The organism is Sphingobacterium paludis, assembly GCF_004364125.1.
GTDB classification, from domain to species: domain Bacteria; phylum Bacteroidota; class Bacteroidia; order Sphingobacteriales; family Sphingobacteriaceae; genus Sphingobacterium; species Sphingobacterium paludis.
Genome location: NZ_SNZV01000005.1, coordinates 289123 through 306806, shown reverse-complemented (window position 1 = coordinate 306806; position 17684 = coordinate 289123). Strand labels below are relative to the sequence as shown.

19 protein-coding genes are annotated in these 17684 nt (G+C 46.1%); 15 read left to right on the top strand and 4 right to left on the bottom strand.

Going from position 1 to position 17684, the window contains the following annotated elements; translation table 11 throughout:
* Positions 1 to 104: 104 nt before the first annotated feature.
* Both B0I21_RS11670 and B0I21_RS11665 read right to left on the bottom strand, forming a co-directional pair.
* Positions 105 to 731: a hypothetical protein gene (locus tag B0I21_RS11670; protein WP_133640643.1), complete on the bottom strand. Its 627-nt coding sequence runs from the start codon at positions 729 to 731 to the stop codon at positions 105 to 107.
* Between the two features lie 59 nt (positions 732 to 790).
* Positions 791 to 1300 carry a CinA family protein gene (locus B0I21_RS11665; RefSeq protein WP_243836067.1) on the bottom strand — a complete coding sequence of 170 codons (510 nt, stop codon included), beginning with the start codon at positions 1298 to 1300 and terminating at the stop codon, positions 791 to 793.
* A 538-nt stretch (positions 1301 to 1838) separates the two neighbouring features.
* Here B0I21_RS11665 and B0I21_RS11660 point away from each other — a divergent pair.
* The 10 genes from B0I21_RS11660 to B0I21_RS11615 all read left to right on the top strand — a co-directional run bounded on the left by B0I21_RS11660 (position 1839) and on the right by B0I21_RS11615 (position 12837).
* Positions 1839 to 2081, top strand: a complete 243-nt coding sequence (locus B0I21_RS11660) for a hypothetical protein (protein WP_133640642.1) — start codon at positions 1839 to 1841, stop codon at positions 2079 to 2081.
* A gap of 121 nt (positions 2082 to 2202) precedes the next feature.
* Positions 2203 to 2427, top strand: coding sequence for a hypothetical protein (locus B0I21_RS11655; protein ID WP_133640641.1), 225 nt, complete (start codon positions 2203 to 2205; stop codon positions 2425 to 2427).
* A gap of 390 nt (positions 2428 to 2817) precedes the next feature.
* Positions 2818 to 2895 (top strand): K(+)-transporting ATPase subunit F, encoded by a 78-nt coding sequence (gene kdpF / locus B0I21_RS20555; protein WP_133640785.1) that lies wholly within the window; start codon positions 2818 to 2820, stop codon positions 2893 to 2895.
* A 193-nt stretch (positions 2896 to 3088) separates the two neighbouring features.
* Positions 3089 to 4777, top strand: coding sequence for a potassium-transporting ATPase subunit KdpA (gene kdpA / locus B0I21_RS11645; protein WP_133640640.1), 1689 nt, complete (start codon positions 3089 to 3091; stop codon positions 4775 to 4777).
* A gap of 20 nt (positions 4778 to 4797) precedes the next feature.
* Positions 4798 to 6807, top strand: coding sequence for a potassium-transporting ATPase subunit KdpB (gene kdpB / locus B0I21_RS11640; protein ID WP_133640639.1), 2010 nt, complete (start codon positions 4798 to 4800; stop codon positions 6805 to 6807).
* 44 nt (positions 6808 to 6851) lie between these two features.
* Positions 6852 to 7418 carry a potassium-transporting ATPase subunit C gene (locus B0I21_RS11635; RefSeq protein WP_133640638.1) on the top strand — a complete coding sequence of 189 codons (567 nt, stop codon included), beginning with the start codon at positions 6852 to 6854 and terminating at the stop codon, positions 7416 to 7418.
* A gap of 37 nt (positions 7419 to 7455) precedes the next feature.
* Positions 7456 to 8541 (top strand): porin, encoded by a 1086-nt coding sequence (locus tag B0I21_RS11630; RefSeq protein WP_133640637.1) that lies wholly within the window; start codon positions 7456 to 7458, stop codon positions 8539 to 8541.
* 78 nt (positions 8542 to 8619) lie between these two features.
* The gene (locus B0I21_RS11625; protein ID WP_133640636.1) at positions 8620 to 9741 is read left to right on the top strand and encodes a sensor protein KdpD; all 1122 of its coding nucleotides are present in this window, start codon (positions 8620 to 8622) and stop codon (positions 9739 to 9741) included.
* Positions 9742 to 9763: 22 nt separating this feature from the next.
* Positions 9764 to 11491, top strand: a complete 1728-nt coding sequence (locus B0I21_RS11620; protein WP_133640635.1) for a HAMP domain-containing sensor histidine kinase — start codon at positions 9764 to 9766, stop codon at positions 11489 to 11491.
* On the top strand, positions 11491 to 12837 hold the full coding sequence (locus B0I21_RS11615) for a sigma-54-dependent transcriptional regulator (RefSeq protein ID WP_133640634.1): 1347 nt from the start codon (positions 11491 to 11493) through the stop codon (positions 12835 to 12837). The genes B0I21_RS11620 and B0I21_RS11615 overlap by 1 nt, the downstream gene beginning before the upstream one ends.
* A gap of 245 nt (positions 12838 to 13082) precedes the next feature.
* Here B0I21_RS11615 and B0I21_RS11610 read toward each other — a convergent pair whose 3' ends face one another.
* Together B0I21_RS11610 and B0I21_RS11605 are read right to left on the bottom strand one after the other, a co-directional pair.
* A complete protein-coding gene (locus B0I21_RS11610; protein WP_133640633.1) occupies positions 13083 to 13670 on the bottom strand; it encodes a TetR/AcrR family transcriptional regulator in 588 nt (195 codons plus the stop codon).
* Between the two features lie 348 nt (positions 13671 to 14018).
* Complete coding sequence (locus B0I21_RS11605) at positions 14019 to 15113, bottom strand: PAS domain-containing sensor histidine kinase (RefSeq protein ID WP_133640632.1); 1095 nt, start codon at positions 15111 to 15113, stop codon at positions 14019 to 14021.
* A gap of 346 nt (positions 15114 to 15459) precedes the next feature.
* Between B0I21_RS11605 and B0I21_RS11600 the strand changes: the two genes are divergently transcribed.
* The 5 genes from B0I21_RS11600 to B0I21_RS11580 all read left to right on the top strand — a co-directional run bounded on the left by B0I21_RS11600 (position 15460) and on the right by B0I21_RS11580 (position 17607).
* On the top strand, positions 15460 to 15681 hold the full coding sequence (locus tag B0I21_RS11600; protein ID WP_133640631.1) for a hypothetical protein: 222 nt from the start codon (positions 15460 to 15462) through the stop codon (positions 15679 to 15681).
* 20 nt (positions 15682 to 15701) lie between these two features.
* On the top strand, positions 15702 to 16160 hold the full coding sequence (locus B0I21_RS11595) for a hypothetical protein (RefSeq protein WP_133640630.1): 459 nt from the start codon (positions 15702 to 15704) through the stop codon (positions 16158 to 16160).
* Between the two features lie 9 nt (positions 16161 to 16169).
* Entirely contained in the window at positions 16170 to 16409 is a 240-nt protein-coding gene (locus B0I21_RS11590) for a hypothetical protein (protein WP_133640629.1), read from the top strand.
* A 154-nt stretch (positions 16410 to 16563) separates the two neighbouring features.
* On the top strand, positions 16564 to 17064 hold the full coding sequence (locus B0I21_RS11585) for a hypothetical protein (RefSeq protein ID WP_208292325.1): 501 nt from the start codon (positions 16564 to 16566) through the stop codon (positions 17062 to 17064).
* Positions 17065 to 17094: 30 nt separating this feature from the next.
* A complete protein-coding gene (locus B0I21_RS11580; protein ID WP_243836065.1) occupies positions 17095 to 17607 on the top strand; it encodes a pyridoxamine 5'-phosphate oxidase family protein in 513 nt (170 codons plus the stop codon).
* Positions 17608 to 17684 lie beyond the last annotated feature (77 nt).

Sequence of the window (17684 nt, the reverse complement as noted above, 5' to 3'; positions counted from 1 at the left end):
CTATGTAAGAAGTTCTTCGCCGACGAAATATCCGTATTTATCAGCCTCACGGGAGTAAGTTATACCGGTCTGAGGCCGATAAATTCGGTTATACAAGTAATTATTTAATCGCCCAGAATGCCTTCCACCAGCCTTTTCCACTGCGGATACGATAGTCCAATTTTCGCACCTAGCCCTATAAACGCGTTGCGTGCGTTTTCGATAAGGGATTCACTTGCTAGATTCGTCTCTTCGTTTCGCCCATAATAATTTACATGCAGAGTAAGGCCTGTTAACTGAACCTCGATGTTTGTACTTGCGATAGGTTTAAAAAAATGAGCGACCTCATCGCGGTCTCGCAAAATTTCCGGGGGCATGCTGGGTTGCAAGGAAAGCTGTACGTAGCGATCCTCCCGACGATCTTCCAACTGCGTTACACGAACCCAGTCGTAGCCTTTGCCAACGAGGCTTCCGGGCCCGGGAATATCGACCTTCACATAGTCGCCTACCTGTGGCGGGCGCGAGAGGACTTGGCCTAACGCGTTAACCAATTCGAATGTAGCGGAGGCCGTTCCCGCAAAATCTTGCCATTGGTTGATAGCATACAGTCGTTCGCGGGCGCGGTCGAATGCCGCAACCGCCTCTTCCGACGTCCGATAGGTTCTTTCCTCTGTTATATCTAACTTTTTCCCCGTTACTTGCGATGGTATATTGCTGTTTTCCATATTTTTCATAGCACGTTTATTGATCATATGTTTGCTGTTCTTGGCTGCACGTATCCGATCCTGCACGGCAGTGCGTATTCTGTTACCTAATGCGGTGTACCTGAGATATCAGCGATCGTTTCACAGATATCTATAATGGTTTTTTCTATAATTTCCTCGGGCGTACCGTGGTGCACGACGCGCCTTTCGTAAAGCGAATGCTGATGCATGATACAAAAAAACATGGTGCCCACAGGCTTTTCAGGGGTTTCGCTGCCGCCCGCGCTGGTTAATCCGGTAACGGCTACGCTTACTTCGGCAGGCATTTTGGTCTTTAACGATCGACACATATGCTGTGTAACCTCGGCTGACTCTGGGGTAAATGTATCGATCATTGCTTTGGAAATACCCAGCATGTCTTCCTTAACACAGGCATTGTAACACACAATTCCACCCTTTAAAATGTCTCCGGATTGTGCGGTTAACGAAAATTCATAAGCAAGCTTGCCTGCTGTTGCGCTTTCTGCAAATGCGATCGTCAGCTCCTGCTCCGCCAGCAAGCTGCTGCATCGAACAACGGCATCTCTGTAGTGTGCATTCATCTGTCTGTTCTCCATAATCAATCTTTTAGTTGTGCAATTACGCCGTTTAAAGCCGAATTATACCTCTGAAAGACCGAAGTATTGGTGCTTTCGGCTTTGTGCACGGGTGGCATGTAGCAATCGAACGCCATTTTCTCCAAATAGTTCTCCGTACAGCGTATTGCTTTTTTATAAGCCGATCATCTGTCAAACCAGATGACAAATAACATAATCAGGCGTCCTAACAGATAAATGCCCATAGGTATCAGTAAAAACCATATCCATGCTTTTCGTTGTCGTCTCTTCATATCGTCGATTTTGTCTTGTACTTACCGAACGGGGATTACACGAAACGGTTTCATCAGAAACGGGCAATTGCCGCAGATATTGAAGAGTATATGCTATGTCATTGTCAATGCGGTGAATGATACGTGGTGCGCAGTAATAAATACCCATAATGGCAACACGTTGAACGATATGATTATGAATTGCATTCCCTTATAAAATATAAACACCATGTGCATGGTATGGACTTCGGTCTTGTATGAGGTTATAAAAAGTAAAGAAAAGAACAATGGAAAATCAAGAAAACAACGGTAATGCCCAAGAAGGCAAACTAACAAAAGAGATCGAAAGCAAAACAGGACAGATACCTTCAACTGTCTTTTTATGTACGGCTATTGCCGCCATGGCGGGCTCAGCAGTTTTAAAATGCATGGGACATAAGCATACAGCTTTGTTTGTAGGACAATGGGTAGCACCCTTTCTTCTATTTGGTATTTACAACAAGATCGTAAAGACAGAAGGCCACGACTAGTTATGTAGAAAACGAGCTGTCTGAAAGAGTACGATATAAAGCCGACTTTTACTGGTTGCTCTTCTTTTTTAGATATCGTCTGCGCGTCAATCAACGAATGTTTCACTAACGAAAAAAGAATATGGGAACGAAAGTAGAAAATGAATTAAATGGTATCCGTGAGCAAGAAAAAAAGAAAAAGGGCGACACCTACAAAGAGTTAGGATCGGTCGTCGAAAAGACTGAAAAAACAAAAGACGCTGATGCGGAAGCGGGAGTGGATCCACAGGCAGAACAAGTTAATGAAATGCCAAACGACCCAACGGATCGACCCAAAGAAAAGCAGAAAAAAAACGATACAAAGTAGCTATACAGCGACCGTCAACACGAGGGCATACGATGAGTATGCCTTTTTTATGCGCTATGCATTAGCCAACTTATATTTTCATTAGACCTTCCCAAATGGAGAAACGACCCTTTCATTTTGATATGGTTATCAAACTAATATTTTCCTTAAATAAAACATAATGTATTTGTGTTCAGGTTGTTAATGCTTTTTTATTTCAAGTGGAATATCTTTTGGTATGCCCATACCAAAACAATAACACTATGAGATGTAAACAAGTACCACAAACAGTTGCAAACGTAAGCGATCGGGACGCGGGGCCCTTTCGTAAAATACCGAACCATGGAGCAGCGGTGAGATCAGCGATGGAGAGAAAGCAACAAGTCAACGAACACACTTTATAAAACAGACATGGCATTATTATTAATCGTAGCGGTAGTCGTTTTTGGATATATCTGCTATGTGCTTATTAACCCGGAGAAATTTTAAGCATAATATCTGCAGCAGCGATGTCTGGATGTACCGTTAGCGTGGGTCATTTGCACACCTGTATGTTGACAAGTTACATGCCTGTTTGTTGCTGCCCGGAAACAAAACATCCTTATCGAGTAAATTATTTTTTCTCCATATGCTGGTAGTCGGGCTCATGTCCGATTTTATACAGCGAGAATCCACAAACCATATGAATACAGAAATCTTTGGAATAGGCGGTATGTTCGCCGCATCCGTATTGCTGGCAATGCCCTTGGGTCGATACATTTCCAACGTGTATAGCGGCGAGCGCACCCTGCTCGATCCACTTTTTAATCCGTTAGAACGGATTTTTTATACAATCAGCCGTATCGATCCGCATATCGAGATGGGCTGGAAGCAACATATGCAGGCCATGCTTGTTATCAATCTGCTGTGGTTTCTCATGTCCATGCTAATCTTGATGACACAAGGCGCACTGCCATTGAATCCAGACGGTAACCCTAGTATGTCTGCCGATTTGGCTTTCAATACATCGGTATCTTTTTTGGTTAACTGTGATTTGCAGCATTATGCTGGTGAGTCGGGTGTCAGTTATCTTAGCCAGTTCTGGCTGATGTTTTTGCAGTTTGTCAGCGCGGCAACCGGCATGGCTGCCGTGGTCGTTTTGTTTCGCGCTTTTCGGGACAAAACGGCACAGACCTTAGGTAATTTTTATGTTTACCTTGTTAAATCGTGTACCCGTATTTTACTACCGCTTTCGTTGATATTGGCCCTTGTACTCGTTTTTGAAGGTACGCCCATGACCTTTGCCGGGAAGGATACGATAACAACGCTTCAGGGCGACACGGTCGAGGTGTCAAGAGGTCCCGCAGCGGCCTTCGTCGCGATCAAACATGTGGGAACAAACGGCGGCGGGTTTTTCGGCGCCAACTCGGCCCATCCGCTGGAAAACCCAAGTTACCTCAGCAATATGGTCGAAATGGTAGGGCAAATGATCATTCCCTTGGCCATGATTTTTGCCTTCGGGCATTTCATCCGTCGTCGCAAGCTGTCCTGGGTGATCTTTGGCGTGATGACGCTAGGCTTTATGGTCTTAACGATTCCGAATGTGCTGATGGAAATGAGAGGTAATCCGGCCATCGCACAAATGGGGGTCGACAGCGCGCTCGGGGCTATGGAAGGGAAAGAGGTGCGAATTGGCGCTGCCGCATCTGGCTTCTGGAGCATTGTCACTACCGCTATCTCCACGGGCTCTGTCAATGCGATGCACGATAGCAGCATGCCTTTATCCGGTATGAATCAGCTGCTCGCTATGATGGTGAATGCATTTTACGGTGGCTGCGGTGTAGGGTTGTTAAACTTCTTCATATACATCATTTTAGCGGTCTTCATCAGTGGGCTTATGGTGGGGCGCACACCGGAATTTCTAGGCAAGAAGGTGGAAGCTCAAGAGATGAAGATCGCTATGTTCGTGGCGTTGCTGCATCCCTTCTTGATCCTCGTAGCTACGGGTTTAGCCACGGCCTTTCCGGCTCAGGGCGCATCGACAGTAAGCAATCCTGGTTTTCATGGATTTAGCGAAATTCTCTATGAATACACCTCATCCGCAGCCAATAATGGTAGCGGATTTGAGGGGCTGGGCGACAACACGCTTTGGTGGAATATAACAACCGGGATCGTACTGATCTTGTCCCGCTTCTTGCCGATCATCGGCCCAGTAGCCATCGCTGGCCTGATGGCGCAAAAAAAATATATTCCGGAAGGAGAGGGCACGCTTAAGACGGACACAGGAACCTTCGGGATGATGATATTCACCGTGATCGTGATCATTGCTGCCCTTTCTTTTTTTCCTGCGCTCGCTTTAGGGCCGATTGCCGAATATTTTTCCATGATTTAATCCAACATAAAATTTAAGAGATGAGTACAAATTCTTCTTTGTTCCAACAAGAAATGGTTCAGCAAGCACTGAAACAGTCTTTCGTGAAGCTAAACCCTAAAGTATTGTATCGCAATCCGGTGATGTTCACCGTGGAGGTGGGCACGCTCATCATGGCTATGGTGTGCGTATGGATTTTAGCTGGTGAACGTTCGCAAGGCAGCTTCGGGTATAATTTTACAGTATGTATAATTTTACTGTTAACGCTTCTTTTTGGGAATTTCGCGGAGGCCATTGCCGAGGCTAGGGGTAAAGCGCAGGCAAATAGTTTGCGCAAAACGCGCGAGGAAACACCCGCGAGATTGCAAAATGGACAGATAATTTCTTCTGCGGCGCTCAAAAAAGATGATGTGTTCATTTGCGTATCCGGCGATATCATCCCGTCAGACGGCGAGATTGTCCAAGGGTTGGCAACTATAGATGAAAGCGCCATCACAGGCGAGTCGGCTCCGGTGATTCGGGAGGCGGGCGGCGACAAAAGTTCCGTAACCGGGGGCACCAGGGTGCTCTCGGATAAGATTGTGGTACGCGTTACGACGCAGCCCGGTGAAAGCTTTTTGGATAAGATGATTGCACTCGTAGAAGGAGCCAGCCGTCAAAAGACGCCCAATGAAATTGCATTGACTATACTGTTGGCAGGCTTCACGCTGGTGTTTATCATCGTTACTGTAACCCTCAAACCTTTTGCCGACTACGCTAACGTCAGCATCACCATTGCTTCCTTTATTGCGTTGTTCGTCTGCCTCATTCCCACGACCATAGGGGGGCTGTTGTCGGCGATAGGTATCGCCGGTATGGACAGGGCCTTGCGCGCCAACGTCATTACGAAGAGTGGAAAAGCTGTCGAGACAGCCGGTGATATTGATGTGTTGCTGCTCGATAAAACGGGCACCATCACCATTGGCAACCGCAAGGCGACGCGGCTGTACACTGCCGATGGCGTGGAAATGGATACGCTAACGCGCGCAGCCGTGCTAAGTTCCATGGCTGATGAAACACCCGAAGGAAAGTCGGTCATCGAACTTGCCGCTGTCGATCCCTCGGCCTACGGCGTCAGCAATCCGGTGTATGTAAAATTTACCGCGGAAACGCGCAGCTCCGGAATTGACTTTGACGGCATACGTATTCGGAAGGGCGCTACCGATACAATCCGGAGCTTGGTGCTGGCCGCAGGACATACTTTTCCTAAGGAGGTCGAAGGGCGTGTACACCTAATCGCTGAGCATGGGGGCACGCCGTTGGTCGTTAGCCAGAACGAGGTCGTGCTGGGGGTCATTGAGCTCCAGGATATTGTCAAACCTGGCATTCAGGAACGTTTTGAACGTTTGCGGAAAATGGGCATCAAAACGGTCATGGTGACGGGCGATAACCCACTCACCGCCAAATACATTGCGAAAAAAGCCGGTGTGGACGATTTTATTGCAGAGGCGAAGCCTGAAGATAAGATGAACTACATCAAGAAAGAGCAAAGCGAAGGCAGACTGGTCGCCATGATGGGCGATGGAACGAACGATGCGCCTGCGCTCGCGCAAGCCGATGTAGGTGTGGCCATGAACAGTGGAACGCAAGCTGCCAAAGAAGCCGGCAATATGGTCGATCTGGACAATGACCCCACAAAACTGATTGAGGTGGTCGAGATCGGTAAGCAGTTGCTAATGACACGGGGCACGCTGACAACATTTAGTATCGCGAATGATGTAGCCAAGTACTTTGCCATTATCCCTGCACTGTTTATTACGGCTGTACCAAGCCTGCAAGCGTTAAACATTATGAATTTGCACAGTCCGCAAAGCGCTATTCTCTCCGCGGTGCTCTTCAACGCAATCATCATACCCTTACTTATTCCACTCGCCTTAAAAGGCGTAGCGTACAAGCCGATAGGCGCCAGTGCGCTGTTGCGGCGCAACCTGCTACTGTTTGGTCTCGGTGGCATTCTGGTACCATTTATCGGGATAAAAATCATAGATATGCTTGTCTCCCTCTGGATGTAGTGCGTCAAAGCAAAGCCTGTCACTTCTTTAAAAACATAAAAATAATGAAAACTCATTTCTTACACGCGATCATGTTAACCCTATCGCTGTTTCTGCTGCTGACTGTTATCTATCCTGCCATGGTTTGGGCTGTTGCCAAGCTCGCTCCAGGAAAGGGCGACGGACAAACGCTGCACCATGCAGGGCATACGTTTTACCGCCATATTGGGCAATCCTTCACGCAGGATAGATACTTTTGGTCGCGGCCGTCGGCCGTTGACTACAATGCCGCAGGATCTGCCGGAAGTAACAAGGGGCCTTCCAACGAAGCATACCTTGCCGACGTACATACACGGATAGATATGTTGCTGGCAAAGCATCCAGGTATCAGCATCGCACAAATTCCAATGGATCTGGTGACAGCAAGTGGCAGCGGTCTGGACCCTGATTTTTCCGTGCGGGCGGCGAAGGTTCAGGTTGAGAGGATTGCACGTATACGCGGAATCCCGGAAGATAAACTGATCGCACTCATTAATACGCACACGACACATCCGCTATGGAACATGTTCGGACCGAAAAAAATTAATGTACTGGAACTAAACCTAGCGTTAGACAGCGTATCGGCACGTTAGGCCAGAGCTGAATCTCTTATTTATCATAGCCTTATTTATGTGCAAAATTTTATTTGCCGGTAGCATACTGATGATGCTAGTCGGTCCGTTGATGGCGCAGGAACGAGCAACGAATCCGCTGACCATCAGCGGCTACGCAGAAGCGTACTACGTCTACGATTTCAATAAGCCATTGAACAACAGCCGTCCAAATTTTGTGTACAGCCACAACCGAGATAGGGAGGTCAGTATCAACCTCGCCCTTATTAAAGCTGCGTATAATACGGATAATGTACGGGCGAATGTAGCACTGGCAACAGGGAGCTATATGCATACTAATTACGCCGCAGAAGCCGCTGTGCTTAAAAATGTATATGAGGCGAACATCGGCTTTAAGATTACAAAGCAGCACAACCTCTGGATTGATGCGGGTATCTTCTCGTCACACCTGGGCTTTGAAAGCGCGATCGGCAAAGACAATTGGACGCTTACGCGAAGCTTAGCCGCCGATAACTCCCCCTATTACGAAGCCGGTGCGATAGTATCCTATACTTCGCCGAGCGGTAAGTGGTTTCTCCGTGCTTTGCTACTTAACGGCTGGCAGCGCATACAGCGTGTAGATGGCAACACAACGCCCGCTTTTGGTCATCAGATCGTCTATAAACCCCATGATAGGTTAACGATCAACAGTGGCTCCTTTATCGGGAATGACAAAGCAGATAGTGTGCGGCAGATGCGATACTTCCATAATTTGTATGCTGTGTATCAGATCAGTAGCACGCTTGGCATCACTGCGGGTTTCGATATCGGTATCGAACAGAAGATGAAAGGCAGCCGCGATTACCATATCTGGTATACACCGGTGATGCTTGCGAAGTACGCCGTTTCGGCACGTTTTGGCCTCACTGCCCGAGGAGAATATTATCGGGATAGGCAGGGGGTGATCATTTCGGCAGCTGATGTGCCGGGAGGCTTTAACACCTTCGGCTATTCGTTAAATGCGGATTATGCGATCTTTTCAAACCTGATCTGGCGTACCGAATACAGAAGCTTGCACGGACGTGAACCCAGCTTTCCAAATAAATCTGGAAAGCTCAGCACGCGTAGTCCCAGCATAGCAACAGCCATCGCCATCAGTTTTTGATGCTAAACATTGGCTAGATCTTTCCGTGTGGCATCGTATTGCCGCATGGAATTTTGTATTAATTTTGAATACAGCAACATGGAAGAACGAAAAAGTGCCGAACATTTTATGAAACTGGTTACCCGCTCTAGGCGGGGCAAGTTTAAGCTATACATTGGCATGAGCGCAGGTGTGGGAAAGACTTACCGTATGCTGCAGGAAGCGCATCTGCTGTTGAAAAACGGTATTGACGTCAAGATTGGCTATATAGAAACACACGGACGCCCCGAAACATATGCGCTCTTGCATGGACTGCCGGAAATTGCGCGACGCAAGCTTTTTTACAAAGGGAAGGAATTGGAAGAGTTGGATGTCGATGCGGTTTTACAGATTCGTCCGGAGGTCGTGCTTGTGGATGAGCTTGCCCACAGTAATATTTACGGAAGTAAGAATGAAAAGCGGTGGCAAGATGTACGCGAACTATTGGATGCTGGAATTAACGTCATCAGCGCCGTCAATATCCAGCATCTGGAAAGCCTTCACGATGAAATTCAGCAGATAACAGGTGTCGACGTCAGCGAACGTGTGCCCGATAGCGTGGTCGATCAAGCTGACGATGTTGTACATATCGATCTCACGGCCGAAGAATTAATCGGCCGATTAATGGAGGGTAAGATTTACGATGAAGCGAAGATCCCTGCTGCACTTGCTAACTTTTTCAAAAATGACCATATCTTGCAGCTGCGCGAGTTGGCCTTGAAAGAGGTGGCATCGCAGGTACAACGCAAAGTAGAAACCGAGATTGCCCAGCAGCGCGGTGTTAAAAGAGAACGTTTTATGGCCTGTATAAGCGCCAATCCGAAGACAGCCAAAACGGTTATCAGGAAAACGGCTCGGCTGGCGGGATATTATAACAGCCATTGGTTCGTGCTTTACGTACAATTGCCCAATGAACGTATCAATCGGATTGCATTGGATAAACAGCGACATTTGATCAACAACTTCAAATTGGCTACGGAACTTGGTGCTGAAATTATTAAAATAGAAGGAAAGAACGTGACACGGGAAATTATTGCACAGTGTGAACTTCGAAAGATTAGCACGGTGTGCATCGGCAAGCCGCGCATTTCTATCGTGAAAATCATGTTGGCCGGCGATACATTTAAGGTCTTGCTGCATAAGCTGGCGCAAGAAAATATCGATCTTGTGATTCTATCGTAGGCTATCCACATTACAGAAAGCTATGAAAATAAAAACAAAACTTACCTTAGGCATAGGAACCCTATTCTGTATGGTATTTTTATTGGCCGCATTAAGCGGTTGGTATATTACCCAACTGAAGCAGGATAGCGGGCGTATTCTGGAAACCAACTACAACAGTCTATTGTACGCCCGCGACATGTTGCTATCGCTGGAACAGCATGGGGAGGATGATCGGGCTGTAATGCGTTTTGAAGAAAACCTGGCCAAGCAGAAGCAAAATATCACGGAGGCTGGCGAAAAGGAAAAAACCGCAGATATTGCTGCACATTTCGACGCATGGAGAGAACGACCCGCTGATCAAGGGTTAAAATCATCCCTGCGAAAGGATATTGCACAGCTCATGCAGCTCAACATGGAAGCGATTTCCAGAAAAAGCAGCGTTGCTGAGCAAACGGCAGATGACGCAATCATTACCCTAGCGATCGCCGGAACGCTGTGCTTTGTAGTCGCGTTTACGCTGTTGGTCAATCTGCCATCGAACATCGCGGATCCGATTAAGAAGCTCAGTAGTAGTATCCGGCAGATTGCAGGCCAAAACTACAGCGAACGGATACATTTTCCAGGGAATAGCGAATTTGCGGAAGTAGCCCGTTCGTTCAACACGATGGCCGAGAAATTAGAAGAATATGCGGAAAGCCGCTTAGACCACATTCTGCAAAGCAAGAAACGAATGGAGGCGTTGTTGGAGCACATGTGCGACCCTGTAATTGGTGCCGACGAAAACAGAAGAATTATTTTTGTAAACGAAGAAGCCACAAAAATCCTTGGACTTTCCGCTACAGAACTACTCGGCAAGCAGGCGGCCGACCTCGCGTTACATCATGATTTGCTGCGGGATCTTTTCAAAGATATTCCTTCGCCTACGGTTGGTGAACCTTTTTCTTCCCATCTTAAGATATTCGCTGACGATAGGGAGAGCTATTTTGAAAAAGAAGTGGTTGACATGCATATGGTACCCACTGGCGAAAGCGAACGCAAGTTTATCGGACAGGTGATTATGCTTCGAAACATCACACCTTTTAAAGAAATGGATCTGGCGCGAACGAACTTCATCGGAACTGTTTCCCATGAATTTAAAACGCCAATTGCTGCCATTCAAATGGGGATACAATTGCTACAGAACGATCGTGTCGGGCAACTCAATGATGAACAACAGGATTTGATCCGAGGCATCAAGGAAGATTCGGATAGGTTGCTCCGTATCACAGGTGAATTGCTTAACATCGCCCAACTGGAGAGTGGCGCTATCCCGCTCAATATGCACGAAAGCGAGGTTAAACCGATAGTCGCATATGCGGTAAAAGCTAATCAAGTTGCCGCGGATCAAAAGCAGCTCACGTTGCGGGTCAGTATTGCTGAGGATGGGACGACCGTGTTTGCGGACAATGAAAAAACGGCTTGGGTATTGACGAATTTTATATCCAACGCGGTGCGTTATTCCCATGAGCACGCATCTATTGATATCGCTGTCGAAAAGCGTGGCGGGCGGGTTCGCTTTGCTGTACGAGATTACGGTCAGGGCATTGAAGCTAAGTATAGGGAACGTATATTTGAGCGATATTTTCGCGTTCCGGGTACACGCAGTGGAGGAACGGGTTTAGGGCTGAGTATCAGCAAGGAATTTATAGAGGCCCAAGGCGGTAAAATTGCCGTAGAAAGTGAATTAGGCTCGGGAAGTTGTTTTTTCTTTTACCTAAATGAAGCGTAATGAGCAAAGTTTTAATAATCGATGATGAGCAAAAGCTACGTCAGTTGGTCAGTAGGATAATAGGGGTTGAGGGAGAAGGCTTTCAGGTGCTCGAAGCAGCTAGTCTAAAAGCTGCACGCGCTGTTTTAAAGCAGCAGGACGTCGACGTTGTCTTATGCGATGTCAAGCTTCCTGACGGTAGCGGCATAGACTTTATTGCGCAAATCAAAGCGGTGCAACCCCACGCGGAGGTGATCTTGTTCACGGCGTTCGGAAACATTCCCGATGGCGTTTCTGCGATGAAGCTCGGCGCTTTTGATTACCTGACGAAAGGCGATGATAATCGCCGGATCATTCCACTACTGCACCGGGCCGCAGAAAAAGTTACCTTGGCGAAGCGTGTTGCGCAGCTGGAAGCCAAAACATTGAAAAAATATGCGTTTGAGCGTATTTTGGGAAATTCGCCGCCCTTAAAAAAGGCTATCGAACTATCGCAAAAAGTGGCACCGTTGGAGACATCCGTTTTGCTGCTGGGGGAGACGGGCACGGGCAAAGAGGTCTTTGCCAATGCCATTCATTTTGCCAGCCAAAGGCAAAGCAGAAATTTTGTGGCGATTAATTGCGCAGCCTTTAGCCGAGATTTGTTGGAGAGCGAGCTTTTCGGATATCGCGCAGGGGCATTTACAGGAGCCTTATCCGACAAAAAGGGGCTTATCGAAGAGGCAGACAAAGGGACATTATTTTTAGACGAGATTGGTGAAATGCCTGTTGTTCTACAAGCAAAACTTCTTCGGGTGTTAGAGTCTGGAGAGTATGTGAAAATAGGGGACACCAAGGCGAGCAAAGTCGATATCCGGATAATCGCCGCGACAAACCGGATTTTGGAAACAGAAATTGATTCGGGAAATTTCCGTGCGGATCTTTACTACAGGCTTTCGACCTTTGAATTGAAACTACCCGCCCTGCGCGAACGCATAGGAGATATTCCTGAATTGGCCCGGGTATTCGCTGAAAGCTTTGCCTTAAAAATTGGAAGAAAGCATATCGTACTGAGCCAATCATATATGGAGCATTTGCAACGTTATGCCTGGAAGGGGAATGTGCGCGAGTTGAAGAATGTTATCGAACGAAGTGTCATCACGGCTACCGATAACATCCTGCAGGTAGAAGACCTGCCTCATGAAATGATCCCATTATCGGAGCAAACTGCACAGGGATCAAACACCTTCGCGCTTGCCGCTATTGAACGTGCTCATATCCGGAAAGTTTGTGAACTAACCGGAGGTAACAAAACAGAGGCTGCGCGTTTGTTGCAGATAGGTCTTTCCACCCTTTACCGAAAAATTGAAGAATATGGACTTAAGTAGTATGGCCATGGCTCCGCATAAAAATAGCTACCCTTTGTTTTGCATTGCTACCGCTGCAGTGCAAGCGCAGCGTATGGGACAACAAGGGAAGTTCCATCGTTGACGACGAAAATGTGCGGACACTACCCCCGAAAGTGAGACACGCGGAGAAGTTTTAAAAAATAGGCCGTAAAAAGACACGTAGCACAGAACGTCTAGGCACCCTCTTACGGCCTTTGCAAGAAATAGCAGTCGTACGACTTTTTTTATTCCAATTTATCGACAAGTCTACTGATACAATCGATGACGCGTTTACGATCTTCTTCTTCCTTGATGTTTAACCCACAAAAGGTTGTACCCACCGCACGAGCATGTGTATTTAAATAGTAGATGCCCGCCACCAGCAGCGCGAAAAGTGGGGTTGCATCCTCTTTAAAATTATTGGCAGAATTAACAGCTTCAATTAATTGATTACCGAGCGCTTCGCGCTCCGTGACTATACCTTTCAGGACTTCGTTATTTCCAGCTAACTCCCATATGATCATTTGCTTTAATAAATCGCTCTCGTAAATTTGATTAAACTGATCGTGTAAAATGCCTTTCACATCCTCTTTACCAAATTTTTCAGGCGCGGCACTGTGGTTTAGCCAAAAGTCCTTCGAACGGAGGTATTCTTTAATTAAGTTATCGAAATCACCAAAGTGGAAGTAAATAAGTTTTTTATCTACGCCTGATGTCGATTCAATTTTAGTAACCTTAAGCTCTGTAAAGCCTTCTGTTTCTAATATATGACCTACCGCATCCAGTAGTTTTTGCTTGGTTCTTAGGGCTCTTGCCGACTGCTTTCTTTCCATAAGATAAAAGTAGAAAAAAATAGGTAACAAAAAAGTTATTGCTTATCAATTGTAGCGCAAAATTTACACAATCACTGTGTTCTGTACTTTTTCCGGTATACATGAGCCACAGGTGTACATGGACAACAAAAAATCCCGAGCGGAAATGCTCGGGATTACTAAACTTACTACACTCACCATGATGATCATTAATCGACCATCAGCATAAGAACAATAACGTCTACGGATCGTTTGAAAAAAATGGAAACCTTTGTTTGTATGAAGATTGCAAATATCCGTATACGCTGTCGATGCGGTGTACACCGGGACATATGTCTTCCGCGATGCTCTATGTGGCTTTTAATAGTATCAATTCGCAGCGACGGGAAATATAAGCGTTACGGCGGTATAGTGGTTCAGCTCGCTGCTTATTTTTATTTGCCCACCCAGCCTAGCTAATATTTTGCTGGCAAGACTTAATCCTACACCTGTACCGGAGAATTCTACCGCATTAGATGCGCGGTAAAATAAAGTGAATAGCTGGTCAAGTTCATTCTGCGGTATGCCAATACCATTGTCTTTTATGGTATAATGAATATGATCATTCTTTTTTTCACTGGATACAATTACGCGTGGCGTTTGTCTACCTGAAGAATAGCGCACGGCATTTCCAATGATGCTATAAAACAGCTGCTGTATCAAACTGCGATCGCCATATAAAGGGAGGAGGTCGCCAATTTGAAATGTGGTAAGCGGACTTTCCAATACGTCTTGTACTTCCTTGCAAATGGAGGTGATAAGCTCCGGCATAGCGACTTTACTATCTCCAACTTCATAGTGTCGCGCCTGGTTCACCCGCAAGGTCTGGTTTAATATGCCTTCCATACTTTGTATCGAGGCCAAAATAGTATCACACCACTTGTGGACGTCGGCAGTCGGCATATCTGCTTTTGACCGCATAAATTGCACGCCCATCTTTATAACACCCAAGGGGTTTTTTAAATCATGAGACAGATTGCTTGTCAGAAACTCAAGCTCTTTGTTGAACATGATTAGCGAATCTTTCTCTTCCACAAGCTGCAACGCTTTTTTACGGGCGGTTACATCTGTCGATGTGTGAAGAATGGCAGAGGTTTTTCCCTCGTTATCAAGTATGGCCTGGTACTCAAAATCGAAATACCTCGTTTCCTTCATACCTGCTATGGTTAATTCTGCAGGATAGTCGTTTGCGCGGTACGTGACGCCCGAATGCCATACATTGAGCAGGAGGTCAGTGAACCCCTGCTCGGTGAATGATGGAAATACATCCCCAAAATTCTGACCTACAATATCCTCGGATTTGCCCCACAACGCCAGCATCGCTTGATTGACAAAACGTATCTTCAAGTTAGCATCGCTATAGATAGCAATACCCTGCGGGGAATTAGCAATAATACCCAGTATTTGTTTTATGTTGGAATTCATGCGGTAGTTGATCACACTAAGATAGTAAACACATTTAACAAATAACTGTTTGCTGTTATTTAATAAAAAAATCCCAGGCTTGGGTGGCCCAGGATTTAAAACTAATCTTTACCTTATTTATGAATCATAGAGTGAACAACTCGGTCTATCAAAACGTTTTATAAAAAAATAAAAAGATGTCGGACGTCAAAACTATCTTCCAATTTATTTGGTTCAATAGATAGCTGAGAATGAATGGAGGGGTGGCATGCAGGCTTGAAAACAGCATGGAATTCATCAGGACATATCGTAGGGCAGATAAAATTGAAACGGAGCGCAACGAAGCACGTGACGTAATAGAGTAACGATGAAAACGAAAGTAGTTTTGAGGGCTGCAGATGCAGATTCAAGTACGTGTCCGGAACGCGTGTTGGAAGAGATTAGGAAAGCGGCGCTGATGACCGCGCAGATGCAAGGTTTTCTCGCTGGCGAGAAAGTTCTTCGCGCTGATTTGCGTGCGTGGCCGGGGCTGATTGACGGTGAAATGTCGCGTTTAAAAAAGGCGTTCTGTTGGAATAAACTTTATTAGTAACACCTCATAGAAAAAACATGGATATTGACTTACGCATGGACAGGTATGACTTCCATTATCAGTTTCGGGATAATCCGCGGGAGTTTGATTGGTCATTTCATCCTGAACGTATTATCATTAAAAACGAGGCCTTGCGGGCAGACAACACCGAACTGTACCAGCGGTACTTGAAGGCTGCCTTTGCTGATAAGTGTGATGTGGAAATGGAATCTTTCGCGCTAGTGAAAAGGTATTTGCAGCATGTATCGGGCGAAGAGGCTTATCAATTACTCCGTGATTCGGGCGTGAACATTTTACGATCCGATATACACTGGGAGGAAGACGATGCCATTTTTACCGCTAAAATTATCCCCGATTTGGATATTTCTTTCCTTGTGGGCGACTCGGACGATGAGCAGCTGATCTTAAATTATGTCTATCCTTCTTGGGTGACCAATCGGAAATCGCTATGGCTTGACTTGAGCGAAATACAATAACAATTACTTATGATGAACTTTAACAGAAAATTTGAACACACGGTCGATGGGAAACAAATCCTGTTTGATGTAACCTATGATCCTTCCACGCACCATTTTCAAGTGCTGGAAAACGGGCAAGAGGTTGGATACTTACTAAAATTTGATATGACGCAGCGTGTATGGAGCACAGAAGGGACCGTGGAGCCAGCATTGCCCGCGGAAGAACTTGCCTTGTTGGTACAGAAAAATTTCGGCCATTTCGTATAGGCGGCTACGATAACGTAACCAGTCATTTCTACGGTAAAGACTGCTATAATTACGTCTTTTTAAGCGAGCATGCAACGAAACAATGTTCTGCACGTTGAACAGGTAGGTTCTTAGCCGATTATAACTCGGCATTTGTTGGATAAAAATTAAAGGAATGAAAATATCTACGAACATCGTTGCTGGCGCTGCTGGAGCACTTCTCCTTAACATCGTCCATGAGCTGGCCCGCAAAAATATTAAAAATGCTCCCCGGGTTAACGAGGTGGGAGAGGAAGGCGTCACCAAGATCAGTAAAGCGATTGGTGTGGAACCACCTACCGGAAATAAACTGTATGCCAGCACGCTCGCTTATGATTTTGTGGGCAACGCTTTCTACTACAGTGCCGTTGGCAAAGGGAAATCAAAAAACATTTGGCTTCGCGGTATCGGTTTGGGACTCACCGCTGGAATTGGCGCCATTGCATTGCCGAAAAAAATGGGCTTAAATGATGAGCCGGTCAATCGCTCGGTATTGACAAAAGTGCTTACCGTGGCGTGGTATACGTTAGGTGGTCTGGCCGCTGCTGCCGCAGCCGAACTACTGCAGGATTCTGCATCAGAGGAGGATAGCGAAACTATTCCATCCAGCAAGGATGGAGACAGCAAGCAGGAATAATTAAACGAGAAATAACAACAACGAATAAATATGGAGCAAAATAAAGAAGAAAATTTGACAGGCAAAGATGCTTTGGCCAAAATTAGAGAGATTGCAGACGAAGCCAAAACCTGCTTCTTTTGTACCGATATTAAAACGGGTATTCCGCTATCGGTAAGACCAATGGCCATCTTACAAGTTGACGATAGCGGCTTTCTGTGGTTTATGACATCAACAGATACAAAAAAAGAAGAGGAGATTGAAGAGAACCCATTTGTGCATTTGATGATGCAGAGTGGACAACGTTCCGGATTTTTAAATCTTTATGGAATTGCTGATGAGCTTCACGATCAAGAGAAAATTAACGAACTCTGGAATCCTTCCCTCGAGATCTGGTTTGAGGGGCCTGAAGATCCTAAGATTTTATTGATCCGTGTCGAGGTTTTGGAAGGACACTACTGGGATAATAAGCATAGCGCACCGGTCGCGGCTTTCAAAGGACTGAAATCGTTGATTACCGGAAAGCCGGACCACGATGGTGTACACGGTGAAATAGATATTTAAATACCAATCAATCCATCGACAACATGTCTCCCTGGTGCGAATTCGCTGCGGGAGACATTTTTTTATTTTCTGTTATC

Coding starts and splice junctions, on each gene's coding strand:
- B0I21_RS11670 (WP_133640643.1), bottom strand. CDS start 731: ATGATCAATAAACGTGCTATGAAAAATATGGAAAACAGCAATATACCA.
- B0I21_RS11665 (WP_243836067.1), bottom strand. CDS start 1,300: ATGGAGAACAGACAGATGAATGCACACTACAGAGATGCCGTTGTTCGA.
- B0I21_RS11660 (WP_133640642.1), top strand. CDS start 1,839: ATGGAAAATCAAGAAAACAACGGTAATGCCCAAGAAGGCAAACTAACA.
- B0I21_RS11655 (WP_133640641.1), top strand. CDS start 2,203: ATGGGAACGAAAGTAGAAAATGAATTAAATGGTATCCGTGAGCAAGAA.
- kdpF (WP_133640785.1), top strand. CDS start 2,818: ATGGCATTATTATTAATCGTAGCGGTAGTCGTTTTTGGATATATCTGC.
- kdpA (WP_133640640.1), top strand. CDS start 3,089: ATGAATACAGAAATCTTTGGAATAGGCGGTATGTTCGCCGCATCCGTA.
- kdpB (WP_133640639.1), top strand. CDS start 4,798: ATGAGTACAAATTCTTCTTTGTTCCAACAAGAAATGGTTCAGCAAGCA.
- B0I21_RS11635 (WP_133640638.1), top strand. CDS start 6,852: ATGAAAACTCATTTCTTACACGCGATCATGTTAACCCTATCGCTGTTT.
- B0I21_RS11630 (WP_133640637.1), top strand. CDS start 7,456: ATGTGCAAAATTTTATTTGCCGGTAGCATACTGATGATGCTAGTCGGT.
- B0I21_RS11625 (WP_133640636.1), top strand. CDS start 8,620: ATGGAAGAACGAAAAAGTGCCGAACATTTTATGAAACTGGTTACCCGC.
- B0I21_RS11620 (WP_133640635.1), top strand. CDS start 9,764: ATGAAAATAAAAACAAAACTTACCTTAGGCATAGGAACCCTATTCTGT.
- B0I21_RS11615 (WP_133640634.1), top strand. CDS start 11,491: ATGAGCAAAGTTTTAATAATCGATGATGAGCAAAAGCTACGTCAGTTG.
- B0I21_RS11610 (WP_133640633.1), bottom strand. CDS start 13,670: ATGGAAAGAAAGCAGTCGGCAAGAGCCCTAAGAACCAAGCAAAAACTA.
- B0I21_RS11605 (WP_133640632.1), bottom strand. CDS start 15,113: ATGAATTCCAACATAAAACAAATACTGGGTATTATTGCTAATTCCCCG.
- B0I21_RS11600 (WP_133640631.1), top strand. CDS start 15,460: ATGAAAACGAAAGTAGTTTTGAGGGCTGCAGATGCAGATTCAAGTACG.
- B0I21_RS11595 (WP_133640630.1), top strand. CDS start 15,702: ATGGATATTGACTTACGCATGGACAGGTATGACTTCCATTATCAGTTT.
- B0I21_RS11590 (WP_133640629.1), top strand. CDS start 16,170: ATGATGAACTTTAACAGAAAATTTGAACACACGGTCGATGGGAAACAA.
- B0I21_RS11585 (WP_208292325.1), top strand. CDS start 16,564: ATGAAAATATCTACGAACATCGTTGCTGGCGCTGCTGGAGCACTTCTC.
- B0I21_RS11580 (WP_243836065.1), top strand. CDS start 17,095: ATGGAGCAAAATAAAGAAGAAAATTTGACAGGCAAAGATGCTTTGGCC.